Source organism: Kushneria avicenniae, assembly GCF_900112585.1.
GTDB classification, from domain to species: Bacteria; Pseudomonadota; Gammaproteobacteria; order Pseudomonadales; family Halomonadaceae; genus Kushneria; species Kushneria avicenniae.
The window spans coordinates 322,358-337,122 of the sequence record NZ_FOLY01000003.1 but is presented as its reverse complement, the minus strand read 5'-3'; the positions used below and the strand labels follow the sequence as shown (position 1 = coordinate 337,122).

General features: G+C 58.1%; 15 protein-coding genes and 1 tRNA gene. 12 read left to right on the top strand and 4 right to left on the bottom strand.

The window, feature by feature from the left end; genetic code table 11:
- Nucleotides 1–36 precede the first annotated feature (36 nt).
- The 4 genes from BM079_RS07965 to BM079_RS07950 all read right to left on the bottom strand — a co-directional run bounded on the left by BM079_RS07965 (nt 37) and on the right by BM079_RS07950 (nt 3,481).
- A complete protein-coding gene (locus tag BM079_RS07965) occupies nt 37–693 on the bottom strand; it encodes a carotenoid biosynthesis protein (RefSeq protein ID WP_090132730.1) in 657 nt (218 codons plus the stop codon).
- Complete coding sequence (gene crtD, locus BM079_RS07960; RefSeq protein WP_175489641.1) at nt 693–2,243, bottom strand: 1-hydroxycarotenoid 3,4-desaturase CrtD; 1,551 nt, start codon at nt 2,241–2,243, stop codon at nt 693–695. Before crtD ends, BM079_RS07965 begins: the two co-directional genes overlap by 1 nt.
- A 4-nt stretch (nt 2,244–2,247) precedes the next feature.
- On the bottom strand, nt 2,248–3,102 hold the full coding sequence (gene thiM / locus BM079_RS07955; protein WP_175489640.1) for a hydroxyethylthiazole kinase: 855 nt from the start codon (nt 3,100–3,102) through the stop codon (nt 2,248–2,250).
- A gap of 61 nt (nt 3,103–3,163) precedes the next feature.
- The gene (locus tag BM079_RS07950; protein WP_090132729.1) at nt 3,164–3,481 is read right to left on the bottom strand and encodes a c-type cytochrome; all 318 of its coding nucleotides are present in this window, start codon (nt 3,479–3,481) and stop codon (nt 3,164–3,166) included.
- Nucleotides 3,482–3,661: 180 nt separating this feature from the next.
- Here BM079_RS07950 and BM079_RS07945 point away from each other — a divergent pair.
- The 12 genes from BM079_RS07945 (at nt 3,662) to BM079_RS07890 (ending at nt 14,301) form a co-directional block, all read left to right on the top strand.
- Nucleotides 3,662–3,738: transfer RNA gene (locus BM079_RS07945), tRNA-Arg, on the top strand.
- 165 nt (nt 3,739–3,903) lie between these two features.
- Nucleotides 3,904–5,100 (top strand): tyrosine-type recombinase/integrase, encoded by a 1,197-nt coding sequence (locus tag BM079_RS07940; RefSeq protein ID WP_090132727.1) that lies wholly within the window; start codon nt 3,904–3,906, stop codon nt 5,098–5,100.
- A gap of 4 nt (nt 5,101–5,104) precedes the next feature.
- Complete coding sequence (locus BM079_RS07935) at nt 5,105–6,994, top strand: P-loop NTPase fold protein (protein ID WP_139215279.1); 1,890 nt, start codon at nt 5,105–5,107, stop codon at nt 6,992–6,994.
- 252 nt (nt 6,995–7,246) lie between these two features.
- On the top strand, nt 7,247–7,528 hold the full coding sequence (locus BM079_RS07930) for a helix-turn-helix transcriptional regulator (protein WP_090132722.1): 282 nt from the start codon (nt 7,247–7,249) through the stop codon (nt 7,526–7,528).
- Nucleotides 7,525–7,779, top strand: a complete 255-nt coding sequence (locus BM079_RS07925) for a hypothetical protein (protein ID WP_090132720.1) — start codon at nt 7,525–7,527, stop codon at nt 7,777–7,779. Before BM079_RS07930 ends, BM079_RS07925 begins: the two co-directional genes overlap by 4 nt.
- Nucleotides 7,780–8,233: 454 nt before the next feature.
- The gene (locus tag BM079_RS07920) at nt 8,234–8,491 is read left to right on the top strand and encodes a hypothetical protein (protein WP_090132718.1); all 258 of its coding nucleotides are present in this window, start codon (nt 8,234–8,236) and stop codon (nt 8,489–8,491) included.
- A complete protein-coding gene (locus BM079_RS07915; protein ID WP_090132716.1) occupies nt 8,484–8,777 on the top strand; it encodes a hypothetical protein in 294 nt (97 codons plus the stop codon). Before BM079_RS07920 ends, BM079_RS07915 begins: the two co-directional genes overlap by 8 nt.
- Nucleotides 8,770–9,900 (top strand): toprim domain-containing protein, encoded by a 1,131-nt coding sequence (locus BM079_RS07910; protein ID WP_090132714.1) that lies wholly within the window; start codon nt 8,770–8,772, stop codon nt 9,898–9,900. The genes BM079_RS07915 and BM079_RS07910 overlap by 8 nt, the downstream gene beginning before the upstream one ends.
- Entirely contained in the window at nt 9,897–11,672 is a 1,776-nt protein-coding gene (locus tag BM079_RS07905; protein WP_090132712.1) for a DUF927 domain-containing protein, read from the top strand. The genes BM079_RS07910 and BM079_RS07905 overlap by 4 nt, the downstream gene beginning before the upstream one ends.
- 101 nt (nt 11,673–11,773) lie before the next feature.
- On the top strand, nt 11,774–12,583 hold the full coding sequence (locus BM079_RS07900) for a hypothetical protein (protein WP_090132710.1): 810 nt from the start codon (nt 11,774–11,776) through the stop codon (nt 12,581–12,583).
- Between the two features lie 597 nt (nt 12,584–13,180).
- Complete coding sequence (locus BM079_RS07895; RefSeq protein WP_090132708.1) at nt 13,181–13,492, top strand: hypothetical protein; 312 nt, start codon at nt 13,181–13,183, stop codon at nt 13,490–13,492.
- A gap of 467 nt (nt 13,493–13,959) precedes the next feature.
- Entirely contained in the window at nt 13,960–14,301 is a 342-nt protein-coding gene (locus tag BM079_RS07890) for a hypothetical protein (RefSeq protein WP_090132706.1), read from the top strand.
- The last annotated feature ends 464 nt before the right edge of the window (nt 14,302–14,765 follow it).

The window sequence follows — 14,765 nt, the reverse complement described above, 5'->3', positions numbered from 1 at the left end:
TATAGCCTCTGGCGGGTTCAAGCCCTCTTGCGTCGGTCAGACACCCAGCAGCGTCAGCGCCGCAAAAAAGCCTGCCAGCAACAGCGCCACAGCCGTGGCTACGGGGTTATAAACGCGCGCAAACAGGAAGTGAAAGTAGATCGAGACCGGCAGCGAGACAATAAACCAGCCGATGTAGTTGCTCAGTGGTACCTGCGTGGCGTTCCAGGCCCACATCTCGTGATGGATGGCGACCGGTTCGATCAGTACATCAAGTGCGACCATCAGGGCCGCGCCAACCACCCCCTTGAGCAGTCGCGAAAGCCCCGGCAGCACGCGCTGCACCACCACATTGAGACAGTACAGCAGCAGCGCCCAGTTCACCCCGATGATCAGCGGCGTGTGCCAGAGTGTCGGTCCCAGTACGTGGCCGTAGGCATAGTCGCCGAACAGCAGCCCGGTCGAGGTGCCGATCGCCTCGGCCGCAAAGCCCACGACATAACACAGCGCCACATAGCCCCGTAGCGGCCCGCTCGGGCCCGGGTGAAAGGCCATCACCAGCCCCAGCGAGGCCAGCAGGGTCAGTGGGGTCAGGCGAATGAACTGATCATGGAGTGGCAGGGCGATGCCGATGACGCCGGCCAGATAGATCAGCGTCAACAGCACGATCACCGGCGTCGGGCGCAGGCGTGTGGCAGGAAGGCGTGAGGTCATCAGGCAGTGTCCTTCGCGTCAAAAGTGTGCGGCAAGGGCTCACGGCGGGCCATGACCTCGGTCATGATTCTGGCCGACAGCAGACACAGCGGCAGGCCGCCGCCGGGATGCACGCTGCCGCCGCAGAAATAGAGCCCATCAACGTGACGGCTGTAGTTCGGGTGGCGCATGAAGGCCGCCATGCGGTCGTTGGAGCTGGTGCCGTAGAGCGCCCCGCGATGGGACAGCGTGCGTGCCTCGATCGTGGTCGGGTCAAAAACCGCTTCTTCAACGATGGCGTCGCGCAGCCCGCGGCCCAGCATGCGCTCGAGTTTCTGGATCACCCGCTCGCGGGTGCACTCGATCAGCGCCGGCCAGTCCTGCTCCGGCGCAGCAAACGGGGCGTTGATCATCACGAACCAGTTTTCGCCGCCCGCGGGGGCCGCGCGCCGGTCGTAGCGCGCAGAGATGCTGACATAGACGGTCGGATCATCACAGAGCGTGCCGGCCTCCAGCGCTTCAAATTCACCCGGGTAATCCTCGCTGAAAAAGATGTTATGCACATCCAGTTCCGGGAAGGATCTATCCACACCCCAGTAAAAGATCAGCGCCGAGGTCGACTTCTCCCGCGCCAGCACCCGTTTGGGCGCCGGCGCATGGGGCAGTAGCCGCTCATGGGTGAAAAACACATCCATGTTGCTGACTATTCGGTCAAAGAGCACTTCTCGATCATTTGCCAGACGCAGACCTGTCGCGCGGGGGCGTCGGCCTGCCTTGCGAGTGAGGATTTCGGCCACTGGCGTTTCGAAGTGAAAGATCACCCCCAGGCGGCTGGCCAGACCATAGAGGGTTTGAGCGATCGCCGGCATACCGCCCTCGGGCACGAAGGCGCCGGCATCGGCACCGTGTTCAAAGTGGGCGATCATCGACAGCAGCCCCGGCGCGCGATACGGGTTGGAGCCGTTGTAGGTCGCGAAGCGATCAAAGAGCTGTACCAGATGCGGCTCACCCAGATCGCGCTGGTGTACCTCATGCAGGGTGCGGGTGAGATCGAGCCGGTGCAGCCGGGTCAGGGCGTGGCCCACTTCCGACGTGAGCCAGGTGCCCGGGGTGTGCAGCGACTTTTCCAGAAAGGTCCGCCCGGTCAGATCGTACTTCTCCCGACCATGGTCAAGCGTTGCCAGCACGCGCTGTGCCGGCACGCCCAGCACGCGCTCAACCTCCTCGGCAAACGCCTGTGGGTCGGCGCGGGCGTCCAGCCGGGTGCCATCTTCCCAGGCGTAGCGGCACACGGTGTCCAGCCGCTGATAGCGAAAGTGTTCCCCGGGCACTTCACCGGCCAGTTCGAACAGCTCGTCGATGTATTCCGGCATGGTCAGAAGCGACGGTCCGATGCCGAAGCGATACTCGCCCAGTACCAGCTCGCCCAGCTTGCCGCCGGCTGTCTCACCGGCCTCGAACACCTCGACATGAGCGCCTTCAAGGCGCAGGCGGATGGCGGCGGCCAGCCCCGCGATACCGGCGCCGATGATGCCGATGCGCGGCGGTGTTGCGTCAGGCGCCGGTGGCATCGACTCAGGCCTCCAGCCAGCGCACGGCGATCAGCCCGCGCTGGCGCAGCAGCGCTTCATCCACCTGATCGAGCGCGTCCAGCCAGGCCATGGCAAAGCTGCCCGGCCCCTGGGCGTGCTCCTCGGCCAGCTCGGCGGCCACGGCCACGTGAACGTGCGCGGCCACGGCAGCACACAGCGGGTCGCGCACCACGGCGCAGTAGGCCGCCACGATCGCCCCCAGCGCGCAGCCGGTGCCGCTGACGCGCGGCTGCCACTCGCTGCCGCCGCCGATTTCGGCCACAGCATGACCATTGTGATGGCGGTTGAGCAGCGGGCCGACCAGCATGTCGACCGGCCCGGAAGCCGACACCGCGCAGGCCTGATCGAGCAGCTCCCTGGCTGCACCGATGGCGGCCTGCGGGCTCATGGCGCTGTCCACGCCGCGCCCGTGGCCCTCCTGACCGGCCAGCCCGATGATTTCGGAAGCGTTGCCGCGTACCACCGTGGGCCGATGTTCCAGCAGTTCCAGTGCCAGGCCGTGACGCCACGTCATGCTGCCTGCGCCGATAGGGTCGAGCACCCAGGGTGTGCCGCTCTGATGGGCGCCGCTGGCGGCCTTGTGCATGGCCTTGACCTGGTCGCTCTGCGGTGTGCCCAGATTGACCAGCACCGCATCGGCCCGGGCGGCAAAGCGTCCGGCCTCTTCCGGGTTATCAATCATCGCCGGCGTCGCGCCGGCGGCCAGCAGTGCATTGGCGACCAGATTGACCGTGACGTTGTTGGTCAGGCACTGCACCAGTGGTTTTCTGGCCTTCAGCGCCTGGTGCGCCTGAATGACCATGTCGATAGTGGGCTCACCGCCCGGTTGTTCGCTCATGCCCATCGAGGGATTCCCTCTGCTTGTCCAAAAAAGGTGGTCTGACGCGTCAGGATAGACGTTACCTGTCCCTGGCCGGGGCGACCAGATAATCGACTGCCGCCTCCACTTCCTCATCAGAGAGCGCTTCGTTGCCGCCGCGCGCCGGCATGCCGCCGATGCCCTCGATGGCGTGATCGTAGAGGGTCTCATCGCCTGCCTTCAGGCGCACCTTCCAGCCGTTGGCGCCGCGCTGCGGGCCGCGACCGCCGTCGTGGCAGCCGGCGCAGTTGCCGTCGTAGATTCGCTGGCCGTTGATATCGTCGGCGTGGGCGGTCGTGGTGACAAGACCGGCCATCAGCGTGGTGGCGGCCATCAAAGATGTGAAATGCAGGCGCATGATCTCTACCTCGAAGGTGGTCAGGTCAGATCTTTTTTTATGGTTCGAGCCTTAGTATAAAAGCCCTGCCGGCGCTTGCCTGTCTGATGACGTACACAGGACGGCGCGCCGTGGGAGAGTGGACAGTGGCGGGTGCGAGCGTTAGGATAGCGCGTTGTCTTCCCTGCGAAGACACCCCGCGCGCTTGTAGCTCAGCTGGATAGAGTACCGCCCTCCGAAGGCGGGGGTCTTGGGTTCGAATCCCAACAAGCGCGCCACTACCCCTTCCCAGCAAGTCCTCTCCATTCCTTTAAATCCCTGAAATTGCTGCAAAAATACCGTTTTAGCGTCTTTCCCGTTCCTGCCTGTTCCTACCCAATCCAGCACCCGAAAGGTATAGTAAGTGGTATATACCCCTGTTAGATTTTTGTTTCTATACCACCATGCCGTTGACCATCAAGAAGATCCAAACCGCCAAACCATCTGACAAGACCATCACGCTCAGTGACGGCGACGGTTTGCAGCTCATCGTGGCGCCCAATGGTCGCAAGGGCTGGCGCTTTCGCTATACCCGCCCGGACGGCTCCAAGAAGCGCAACATGATGAGCTTTGGCAGTTACCCCACGGTGACGCTGGCAGAGGCCCGTGAGAAGGCCAGTGAGGCCCGCCGGCTGGTCTCTCAGGGCATCGACCCGGCCGAACATCGCCGAACCGAACAGGAAGCGCTGGAGAACCTCGACGCTGACCATTTCCGCACGCTGGCCAATGAATGGCACAGCGGCAAGGCGCAGCAATGGAAGGCCACCTCCAACCGGGCAAAGCTGAGCTGGTCAGTGCTGGAAAATCACGTATTCCCCTATGTCGGGGATCGCCCGATCCAGAGCATTACCCCCATGGACTGGTTGGGGATTCTTCGCCGGCTGGAACAGCAGGGCAAGCATGAGCAAAAGCGCCGCGTGCATTTCTTCTGCCGGGATATTTACCGGCTGGCTGTGGTAACGGGCCGGGTAGACAGTAACCCACTGGCCGATCTGGGCGTCGCGCTCCAGCGGTTCAAGAAAGGCAGCATGAGCCACATTGGCCCCGAAGAACTGCCGGAGCTGGTGCAGGCCATCGAGAACTACAGGGGCAACGTACTGGTGAAGTACGGCCTCAAGCTCCTGCTGCTGACCGCTGTCAGGCCGGGAGAGTTGAGAAAGGCCGAGTGGAAAGAGTTCGACTTCGACAAGGCCCTATGGCGCATTCCCGCCGAGCGGATGAAGATGGGCAAGGAGCATAAGGTGCCACTGCCTACCCAGGCACTGGACGTGCTCAGGGATCTGCACCGCATCACTGGCCACTACAACCTGCTATTCCCCGGTCGTAATGACAGCACTCGGCCCATGTCCGATATGACGTGGAGCATGGCGCTCAAGCGCATGGGCTTTGATGGCCGGCATGTGCCTCACGGCACACGCCATACCATCGCCACAGCGCTCAAGGAGATGGGCTACCCGGGCGAATGGATAGAGATGCAGCTCTCGCATAAGCTGCCGGGTATTCAAGGGATCTATACCCATGCAGAGCATATGGCGCCGGAGCAGAGACCGGCAATGATGCAGGCATGGGCAAGCTATATATTTCCAAGCGCAAAAGGATAGTGTAATGGGGAGTACAAATAATTCATTGAACTTAAATAGCGAACGTTTGCTAAGAAAATACATAGTAAGTGAAGATAAAACGGATTACGCTTTTTTAATAGATGGAGCATGGGGGGCAGGAAAAACTTTTTTTGTGGAAAATGTCCTTGAAAGTTTGCCACCTGAAATAAAGGGTAAGTGCGTAAAGGTCAGTTTGCATGGAATAAGCGACATCAATTTTTTATACGAAGAATTGGTTTTTGATAATTTCTATAAAAAAAGAATGCGCAGTAAATGGAAAAAGCTCACAAACGGTTTCGCAAGAGCTACGTTTAAAAGGTTTAGAATAGATTCTTCAGTTTTTTCTGAAGCTGTTCTAAACGTTTTCGAAAAGCCAAAAATATATATTTTTGATGATATCGAGCGCTGTGGTTTAAAAGATTACGAGTTGCTGGGGTTGGCTGATAAATTGATCAGCACGTTTGGCTCAAAAGTGGTTCTAATAGCTCATCAAGAAGAGTTGTTGGTTAAAATGCCCGAGTTTAAAAAAATTCGGGAAAAAGTGATCGGAAAAACAGTAAAAGTTAACCCTTCTCCCGAGATTGTGCTAAATGACTTTTTAGATAAGTCAAAATGTTCTAGAAAAAATGAAGTCTTGTGCAAGGAAATTTTAGGGAGTGCTCAGGATTCGATATTTAGAGCCTACGAAGAATCATCCTTAAATAACTTGCGCTTGCTAAAAAGAGCTTTGTTAGAATTAGAGCATATTTTCAAGTTGACTCAAGGAGCCAAGCTGAATCAGGCAGGCAATGAAGCGCTAGCTTATGCTTATACGGCCTTTTATCTTGAATACCATGGAGGGGATATAAAAAATATAGATGTGGATAAGCTCGGGGAATATTGGTTTGGCGGGTTAGGAGAAGAAGATAAGAAGTTAGCTGCTCTTATCAATGAGAAATACAAAAACTTTAATTTTAGTAAAGAAGTTCTTCCAGCTAAATTTATGCTAGAGCTTGTTTCGAAAGCTTCTTTAAGTGATCAGGATGTATTGGATCAATTAGAGTTAAGTCCTTATTATAACCAAATAAAGTTTGAAAAATCTTGGCGTTCTGTATGGCGCTGGTCACAAAAAAATGCAGAAGAAGTTGAGGTGGATATTGCTAGATTTGAATCTGACTGGACTAAGCAAAACTTTATAGAATTTGGGGATATAATGCATGCCGCCGGGATAAAAATTTGGCTTGCTAGAATCGGCGTTATAAATATGAGTGTAGAAGAATCGGTGCGCGAAAGTAAGGTTTATATAGATAATATATATAGTCACGACCAATTTTCTGCAGAGTTTCCGTATGAAAGCTTGAGTGTTGAAAATGGGTTCTTAGCTACATCTTACGAAAATCTAGGTTATTTTGAATCAGATAGTAGCGAGTTTGCCGAAATAACTAGATATTTGGTGCAAAAAGTCAATTGCAAGTTAAAGGGTAATATCCGAAAAGATGTTCTGATAGCTTATAAAAGGTGGACGGAAAATCCGCAAAGCTTCTTTGAAAAGCTTTCTAAACTTGATAGACACGATGGAGGGTTCGCTGATACTTCCTTTTTTGAATATTTAAATGCCTATCAATTTTATAAAGATTTTTTGAGATTACATGCTAGCGTTCAACTAAGTCTAATGATCAATATTAGTGTTCGACATAGGAGTGCATCTAAAATACCGCGCTCAGAAAAGATATGGTTAAGAAAGTTTGCTAGATATGTTTACACTGAAAATACGAGTTTGCACAAGTTGGATCAGGAAAGAATGAGATATATGTATAGGAATTTCCTAAAAAATGATCAAATGGAAATGCTGGCTCAGACTTTAAACAGAAGAGGGTTTAGGAGTAAGGATCAGCTATTGCTTTCTTATGTTTGAAGTTTTTAGTTTTTTTGATGTGGATGACAAACACCTACCTAAATCGATATTTGAAATTACTGGATTTTCAACCGCGACCGTTAACGCCGTCGCGGTTTTTTTGTGGCCATATATAAGCCTTGTTCTGCCGATTCTGCTGTAAAGCCCGGTTTTACAACGCCAGCCGCTCGAAGTCCCCACCATCCCTTGGCAAGCTGATCCTGTCCCCGGCGGCACCTGCGCCGCTCGAATCAACCACGACAGGAAACGCCCATGACGGCATCAACACACTCCCAAACCAGTGCCTGCCGGCACGTCGAGCGCATCCAGCTGGGCAACCGCCTGCTGCGCCGCCGTGACGTCGAACTCAAGACCGGCAAGAGCCGTTCATCGATCTACAAGGGCGTCAGCGACGGCACCTTCCCGGCGCCGGTCCCGATTGGCGACAACAGCGTCGCCTGGCTGGAAGAAGAGATCGACGGCTGGATCGCCGAACGCCTCGCCCAGCGCAACACCACCCTGAAAAACACAGCCCGACCGGAGGCCCGCGCATGAAACGCTTCACCATGAAGATCGGCAATCAGAGCATCGACTTTACCGAAGCGGACATGGAGTCGATGGATTCGGCCCTGACCGGGGCCATCAACCTGCCGGGCCGCGAGGTTGTGCGCGGCGGCAGTGAGCGCTTTGTGTCTGTCACACAGCACAAGTCGAACGCCTCACCCGGCCATCACGCCGAACATCCCGCAAACCGTCACCTGCTGACCGATCTGCACCGGGGCCCCAGCATCGAGACCGATTGCTGAGCCGCGCCACCGCCTGACCCTCTGAACTGATCCATATCACCGCTGCCCGGTAGTCACCGGGTGGGGTTGGGGAGATTTTGTTCCCATGACACGCGAAAAAACCAGGACACGACGGGCTGCCGGGCACTTTTTTCGAGATCCGGCACTGGCCACCGGGACAAAATCGTCCCGGCATGGCTTGCCACGTCCTCGCCGGTCTGATTATGATGAAAGGGTCGCAGCAAAATCTGCGACCGGGCGTGAGAACCCGAGTTCACAAAGGCGCAGTAGCGCCCCCAATAGCATTGCAGGCGCTTTTTTTGCGTCCGCACCCTGCTGTTATGGCGGCTGTGCATGGGCAGACTTCGGTCTGGCCGGTTTCCTTTGTGGCCGGTTTCTCACCCCGTGCACAGTCGTCTCCAAGCGCGTGAGAACGTTTGGCGACGACTCCGAATCACACAAAGGAGTCCGCCCCATGGCTATTCACGCCTGTAGTGCGTCCGCACGCCCGCAAAATTCCCATACTCAAGACATACCCGCTTCCCAGAAAGCCATCGCTCTGATCGGCTCGCGCCTGATCGAGCTGCGCGTCAATCGCCGCTCGGAGCAGTTTGCCGAACTGGTGGGCATGGCCCGCATGGCTCACACGCTGGGCGCCATTTCTGCTGCTGACTATTCCGACCTGCTCTCTGACCTGAATGACCTGATCGGTGAGGGGGTGGCCCGTGGCTGATCAATACGTCCCGCTGACCGCTCACCCGACCAACAATCGCCCGGCGCTGTTGATCGATGGCCATGCCAGCTTTGACGAGCTGCACGACTGCGCCGGCCTGCGACTCTCGGCGGCCCGCGACATGCTGTTCACCGTCACCACCCTGGGCGGTGAGAGCAAGGGCGGCGCCATCGATGGCCGCGACCTGTCCAGCATCGCCCACGCCGCCTATCTGCTGCTCAACGATGCCGACGATCTGATGAACATTGCAGGTCGGGCGCACAGCCGGGAGGTGGCCCATGGCTGAGCACGAGACCATCGCCAAAATCCGCCGCGTCAGTCTTGCGGCGCTCGAGTACGCCGAACTGCTGCTCTCCGAGTGGCTGCCGGAAGGCAGGCGACAGGGCAGCGAGTGGCAGGCCCGCAATACCGTCCGGGGCGACCGCCACGCCGGCTCCTTTGGGGTATCACTGACCAGCGGCAAGTGGAACGACTTTGCCGACAGTGACGCCCGGGGCAGTGATCTGGTGTCACTGCTGTGCTACCTGCGCAGCTATCGCCGGCAGGTCGATGCCGCCATGGAGATCGATGCCCGGCTGGGGCTCGGTGTGTTCCGGCCTGCCCGCTGCGGTATGCCGGTCCAGTCCTCGCCGGTGCTTGATCCCGCACTGACGGCAGCCCATGAAGAACGCCGGCGCACGATGGAACAGGAGCAGGCCCGCAACCGCGAGGCCGCCGCCGAACGCGCCCGGCGCTACTGGGACAGCGCCCGCCCGGCCAACAAGCATCACCCCTACCTGATCGCCAAAAAGCTGCCGGTCTATAACCTGCGCCAGTCCGGGCGCGGCTGGCTGATGGTGCCCCTGTATGCCGATGGCGAGCTGGTCAATCTGCAATGGATCATGCCCAACGGGCGCAAGCGCTTTCTGAAAGGCGGCCGTGTGACCGGCGCCTACTCGCTGATCGGGGATCTGATCCCCGGCGGGCGTCTGTTCGTCTGCGAGGGCTGGGCCACCGGCGCCACCCTTCACCGGCTGACCGGCGACCCCGTGGCGTGCGCCATGAATGCCGGCAATCTGGAAGCCGTGGCCCTCTACATGAAAAGGGCGCTCAACGGCTCTCTGGAACTGGTGATCGCCGGCGACGATGACCGGCACACCGAAGGCAACCCCGGCAAAAAGATGGCCAATGACGCCGCGGTCGCCGCCGGCGCGCTGGTGCTGTATCCCAAGTGGCCGGAAGGCGCCCCGGAGGACGCCACCGACTTCAACGACCTGTATTGCTGGCACCGGCAGCGCATCGACGGTGAACGCCGCCGCGACCGGCAGCAGGCCGGTCAGTCACCGGAAGAACACCGCAACCCCCACGCTCGCCAGAAGAAAGGCGCCGGCCAGTCAAAAGGCACCGGCCAGACAGGAGGTGCGCAATGAGCAACCACGAACCGCACCTGTCACTGGTGGGCAATCCCAACGTACCCGAGCGCGAGGGCATCACCCGGCCCGGCTTTGCCACCTATGACGGCCCGGTGAACATCGACGGGCGGCTCTACCGGGCCGGCACCTGGTATCACGGCATCAAGCAGACCTCGCCGGATGAACCCGGCCAGCCGTTCGACCTATGGATCTGCTCGCCGCTGTATATCGAGGCCGAGACCATCGACAGCGACGACGGCAGCATCGGGCGGCTGGTGCGCTTTTATCACCGGGGCCGGGAGCTGGAATACGTCATTCCCATGGAGGCGCTGGCCGGCAAGGGTGACGACGTGCTGAAGCCGTTGATGCGTCAGGGCCTGATCGTCGATTACCACCACCGCAAATACATTCCGGCGTTCGTGGCCAGTCATCACGCCCCTGATGTGGTGCTGGAAACCACCACAAGGCCCGGCTGGCATGAACGCAGCGGCGCCTTTGTGCTGCCCGAGCGGATCATCGGCAGCACCCGGGTACGGTTCCAGAGTTCCGGGCGTGAAGCGAAGATCTTCGACACCCGGGGCAGTCTGGAGGCATGGCAGCAAGAGGTGGCCACCCCATGCCTGGGCAACCCGGTACTGATCCTGTCGGTGTGCTGCGCGCTGGCCGGGCCGCTGCTCAAAAAGGTCGGCGTCAACGGCGGCGGCATCCATCTGGTGGGGGATTCCTCCAGCGGCAAATCGCTGGCACAGGACGTGGCCGCCACGATCTGGGGGCCACCGGATCGCTTCAAGGTGTCGTGGGACATGTCCGGCGGCGGGGTCGAGATCGAGGCGTCGTCTCGCAATGACACCGTGATGATCAACGACGAGATGAGCCGGGCCAGCCCGAAGCAGATACAGGGCCACGCCTACGCGATTGCCAACGGCACCGGCAAGGGCACCATGACCCGCGAGCGGGAAGGCCGGCCCAAGAACTACTGGCGCCTGCTGGCGCTCTCGAGCGGCGAGCGCTCGCTCTCCGATCACGCCGCCATGGGCGGCAGCACGGCACATGCCGGGGCCGAACTGCGCATGGTGGACATCAACGCCGGCACCCGCAAATACCGCGCCTTTGATGACGTTCACGGCATGGACGGCGAAACCTTCCACCGTACCCTGACCGGGGCAGTATCAAAGCACTACGGCCACGCCGGTCCGGCACTGGTGGAACACCTGATCGATGAGGACGTGGCCAACGGCCTGCCGTGGCGCTTTGGCGAGATCAGAAGGCGCTTCAACGTCACCAGCTCGCAGGCCGGACGTGTGGCGGATCGCTTCGCCGCCATGGCGCTGGCCGGGGAGCTGGCCAGCGAATGGGAGATCCTGCCGTGGCCACCGGAAACCGCCATTCAGGCCTGCCGGCTCTTGTTCATGGAGTGGCTGGCCACCATCGGCGACGGCAACGCCGAAGACCGGCAAATCCTCACCGCGCTGGCCGACTTCATCGCACTGCACGGCGATAGCCGTTTCTCCGACGTTAACGCCCAGCTTGCCGCCCACGTCTCACACCGTGCCGGCTTCTATGAGGTGGACGACAACCGCCGACTGTACCTGTTCAACCGCGCCGCGCTGCTGGAAGCCGTCGAAGGCTACAGCCGGGATCGCATCCTTCGAACGCTCAATACACACCAGGCACTGGCCAAGGTGGAGGTGGGCCGGATACAGAAAAAGTACCGCCTGCCCGGCGGCGGTACGGCGCGGTTTTTCGTGATCGATCCCGAACGGCTGGACATGGAGAACACGACGTCGTGACAACGACCGCTGCTATGGCGCCGCTTGCCGCGCTCATCTTTACCCCCGCAATCCGGGGCGGCCTGATGGCCGCCCCCTCATCCACTGCATGGAGCCACCCCATGACCGCTGCCAACGCCAACGCCCAGACCACGACCACCGCCGATACACAGACAGGAGCTGCCCCCATGGCCAACCACATGACCCGACACGAACAGGCCCGCAATGAGTACCTGAGCCAGCGTGAAACGCTGACCGACCTTCACCAGCGCGTCGAGCGCTTCAGCAAGGGTGCGGCAGCGTCCCGGGAAGAAGCCGAGAGCAACGACCGCCGCTGGCGCGACCTGCTGCGCGAGAGCAACGGCGACCTGACCAAAGAGATTCGGCAGGTCAAACGCTCGGTCAGTGAAAGCCGAGAGACCGCCGAAGAACTTGAGTCCATGGCCGGCGAATTGCAGGCGCCACTAACCGAGCAACACATCGCCGTGATCGACGCCCGCCGTAAATACGAGGTCGCGCGGCAGGAGGCATGGGGGCTGGAAGTCGAACAGGCTTTTGAGAATGCCACCGCAGCGCTGCTGGATCTGCCCGAGGGTCGCCACCTGCTGTCCCTGCTGCCGGAGGTCAAGCGCAAGACCGACCACGATGTGAAAAGTGAGCCGAACAATCAGGAGCATGGTCCGGCCGATCACCGCGCCCGGGTCGAGCAGGAACAGGCCAAACGCTTCCAGCAGAAGCTGGTTAAACGTCTGATGGGGCTGAATCGACAAATCGACCCGGCACAGGAGACACCGCCGGCACCGGAAAGCCTGACCGTACTGCGTGCCATGTCACTGCTGGCCTGCGAACAGCAATACAGCGGCCCGAAAAACAGCCTTCAGCAGCGGGCGCAGAATCAGGCACAGGAGTTACAGCGTCAGAAAACCCACTGACAAACGAACCATACCAACAGGGGCTGCCTTCGGGCGGCCCTTTTTACGTGGTGGCCACCGCTACAAACCCCATCGCTTGCCAGAGGAAAGGATCGGTAAAAAATGCAGTGATGATGGCCAAACGACCCTCATCGAGCGCCGGAACGGTGAGGACGATGTTTACAGGAACCTGAAAACGACCGGGTACAGCGGGTACAACGGGTACAGACCTCGCCAGCCCGCGCCATGACTGGGCTGGCGTGTACCCGGTAGATCACATATGAGTGGGTACAAACGGGTACACCTCCCAATATGGGTACATTTCTGCCTCATTCTGTACCCGGTCATTTTTTGACCGGGTACAGTGTACCCACGCTGGAACCCGCATGGTTGGGCCTTGTACCCGGTGTACCCGGTGTACCCGGTCGAAAATCACAGGTGTGAAAACGCATCAGGGAAATGGGAATCAGACTCAACAAAAGAGAGGCCAGAAAGGGTCGGATCGGAGCGTGATCATTTCATTCTGGCGAGCGGGATTACTGACTTTGACCGGCGCGGTAATCTTCATGCTGCAATGGGTGGTCGAATCACCATTTTTGTTCAAGGGGACTCGGGCAAATGCTCTATAGGGTACGGCTGATGTTTGAATGGGGTGGTGGATGTATCTGGTGCGGAAATGATGCTGCTCGGGAAAGGTTTAGTGTGGGCTCCATTGAAGAGAATCTGCCGCTATCGGAAGCCACTCTCCAGAAGCTTCATGCGCTGACTGCCTGGCATGACAAGGCATTGAACTGGGATTATCCACCTGACCCCAGCCCCTGGAGCCAGGAAGAGTTTCGAGCTTTTGAAACTGCCGCTCATGATATGAGATCCAGACTTCAAACGGAGCTTGGTCCCGAGTTTGAAGTCGTTTATGAATCATCCCCCTGATCTGGAATAGTGAGGACAGACTGCCACAGGAACCTGAATCGAGTGGCAACACTGGCAACAAGGCAACACGTCGCTGAAAGCCGCGCCACAGGCGGGCTGATGCGGTGCCAGTCAATCACTAAAGAGTGGCAACAACTGGCAACACCACACTATATAAGGGTTTTTCACCCTGATTCTGTTGCCACTGCTTTTCTGACTGGCAACAGTGTTGCCGCTCTGGAACCCGCATGGTTGAGCCTCGTTGCCACTGTTGCCAGTGTTGCCACCCAAAAATCACAGGTGTGAAAACGTATCAGGGGAATCAGTCTCGATTTCCATTTTGAAGCTCGTGCCGTAACCTGAAAGCTCTTATTCGGTTCCATATCGATGAAGGGGGGCGGTAGAGACAACACCATAATTAACAACAGTTCGTGCGATGTTCGATAGTCGCCAGTAAGAGCATCGTCGAGAACAGGCAGGGAACGATCATGTGGATATTCGGCAAGCTGAAGGCAGGTAAGGCATTAACTAGAATTGTCAGTCTGATTGAAGAGGTGGAATATAATAGAAAGCCTCCTAGTGAGGGGCACGGCACCTACCTTTCCGAAGAGCGAGGTGCCCAGATAGAGCGTGATATATATCAGCACTCAGACGTGCTTCGAAAATTCCCCCGCCATGTGGTCACGGAAAAACTCCTTAAAAATGTCCGAATTGCCCAGCGATTTGGTGATAACCAAAGAATTGAGGCATCTGCAAAAGCTCTCGATTTTTTGGTTGAGGAAGGAATCGCACTCGATCTCGATACCTTCGAGAAGTCATTTTCACGCTAGCGAGGTCAGATCGTTAAGCGTCTCCCCATACACATCACTGGCAACTATGGTGGCCACGATCACAAACCCATCGCTCTCCAAGAGAAAGAATCGGTAAAACCGACGGTGATGGTGGCCAGACAACTCTCATCGAGCGTTGGAACGGTGAGGAAGGTTTTCACAGGAACCTGAAAACGACCGGGAACAGCGGGAACAGTGGGAACACCTCGCCGGAAGCCGCGCCACAGGCGGGCTCGCTTGTTCCCGGTAAAACACTAAAGAGTGGGAACAAACGGGAACACCTACCTGTATAGGGGTGTTTTTGCCCTTTTCTGTTCCCACTCGATTTTTCAGTGGGAACAATGTTCCCACGCTGGAACCCGCATGGTTGAGCCTTGTTCCCACTGTTCCCGGTGTTCCCACTCAAAAATCACAGGTGTGAAAACGTATCAGGGGAATGAGAATCAGTCTCAACAAAAGATGGG

Excerpts from the sequence above, each read along its gene's own strand:
- BM079_RS07965 (WP_090132730.1), bottom strand. The coding sequence starts at position 693 with ATGACCTCACGCCTTCCTGCCACACGCCTGCGCCCGACGCCGGTGATC.
- crtD (WP_175489641.1), bottom strand. The coding sequence starts at position 2,243 with ATGCCACCGGCGCCTGACGCAACACCGCCGCGCATCGGCATCATCGGC.
- thiM (WP_175489640.1), bottom strand. The coding sequence starts at position 3,102 with ATGAGCGAACAACCGGGCGGTGAGCCCACTATCGACATGGTCATTCAG.
- BM079_RS07950 (WP_090132729.1), bottom strand. The coding sequence starts at position 3,481 with ATGCGCCTGCATTTCACATCTTTGATGGCCGCCACCACGCTGATGGCC.
- BM079_RS07940 (WP_090132727.1), top strand. The coding sequence starts at position 3,904 with ATGCCGTTGACCATCAAGAAGATCCAAACCGCCAAACCATCTGACAAG.
- BM079_RS07935 (WP_139215279.1), top strand. The coding sequence starts at position 5,105 with ATGGGGAGTACAAATAATTCATTGAACTTAAATAGCGAACGTTTGCTA.
- BM079_RS07930 (WP_090132722.1), top strand. The coding sequence starts at position 7,247 with ATGACGGCATCAACACACTCCCAAACCAGTGCCTGCCGGCACGTCGAG.
- BM079_RS07925 (WP_090132720.1), top strand. The coding sequence starts at position 7,525 with ATGAAACGCTTCACCATGAAGATCGGCAATCAGAGCATCGACTTTACC.
- BM079_RS07920 (WP_090132718.1), top strand. The coding sequence starts at position 8,234 with ATGGCTATTCACGCCTGTAGTGCGTCCGCACGCCCGCAAAATTCCCAT.
- BM079_RS07910 (WP_090132714.1), top strand. The coding sequence starts at position 8,770 with ATGGCTGAGCACGAGACCATCGCCAAAATCCGCCGCGTCAGTCTTGCG.
- BM079_RS07905 (WP_090132712.1), top strand. The coding sequence starts at position 9,897 with ATGAGCAACCACGAACCGCACCTGTCACTGGTGGGCAATCCCAACGTA.
- BM079_RS07900 (WP_090132710.1), top strand. The coding sequence starts at position 11,774 with ATGACCGCTGCCAACGCCAACGCCCAGACCACGACCACCGCCGATACA.
- BM079_RS07895 (WP_090132708.1), top strand. The coding sequence starts at position 13,181 with ATGCTCTATAGGGTACGGCTGATGTTTGAATGGGGTGGTGGATGTATC.
- BM079_RS07890 (WP_090132706.1), top strand. The coding sequence starts at position 13,960 with ATGTGGATATTCGGCAAGCTGAAGGCAGGTAAGGCATTAACTAGAATT.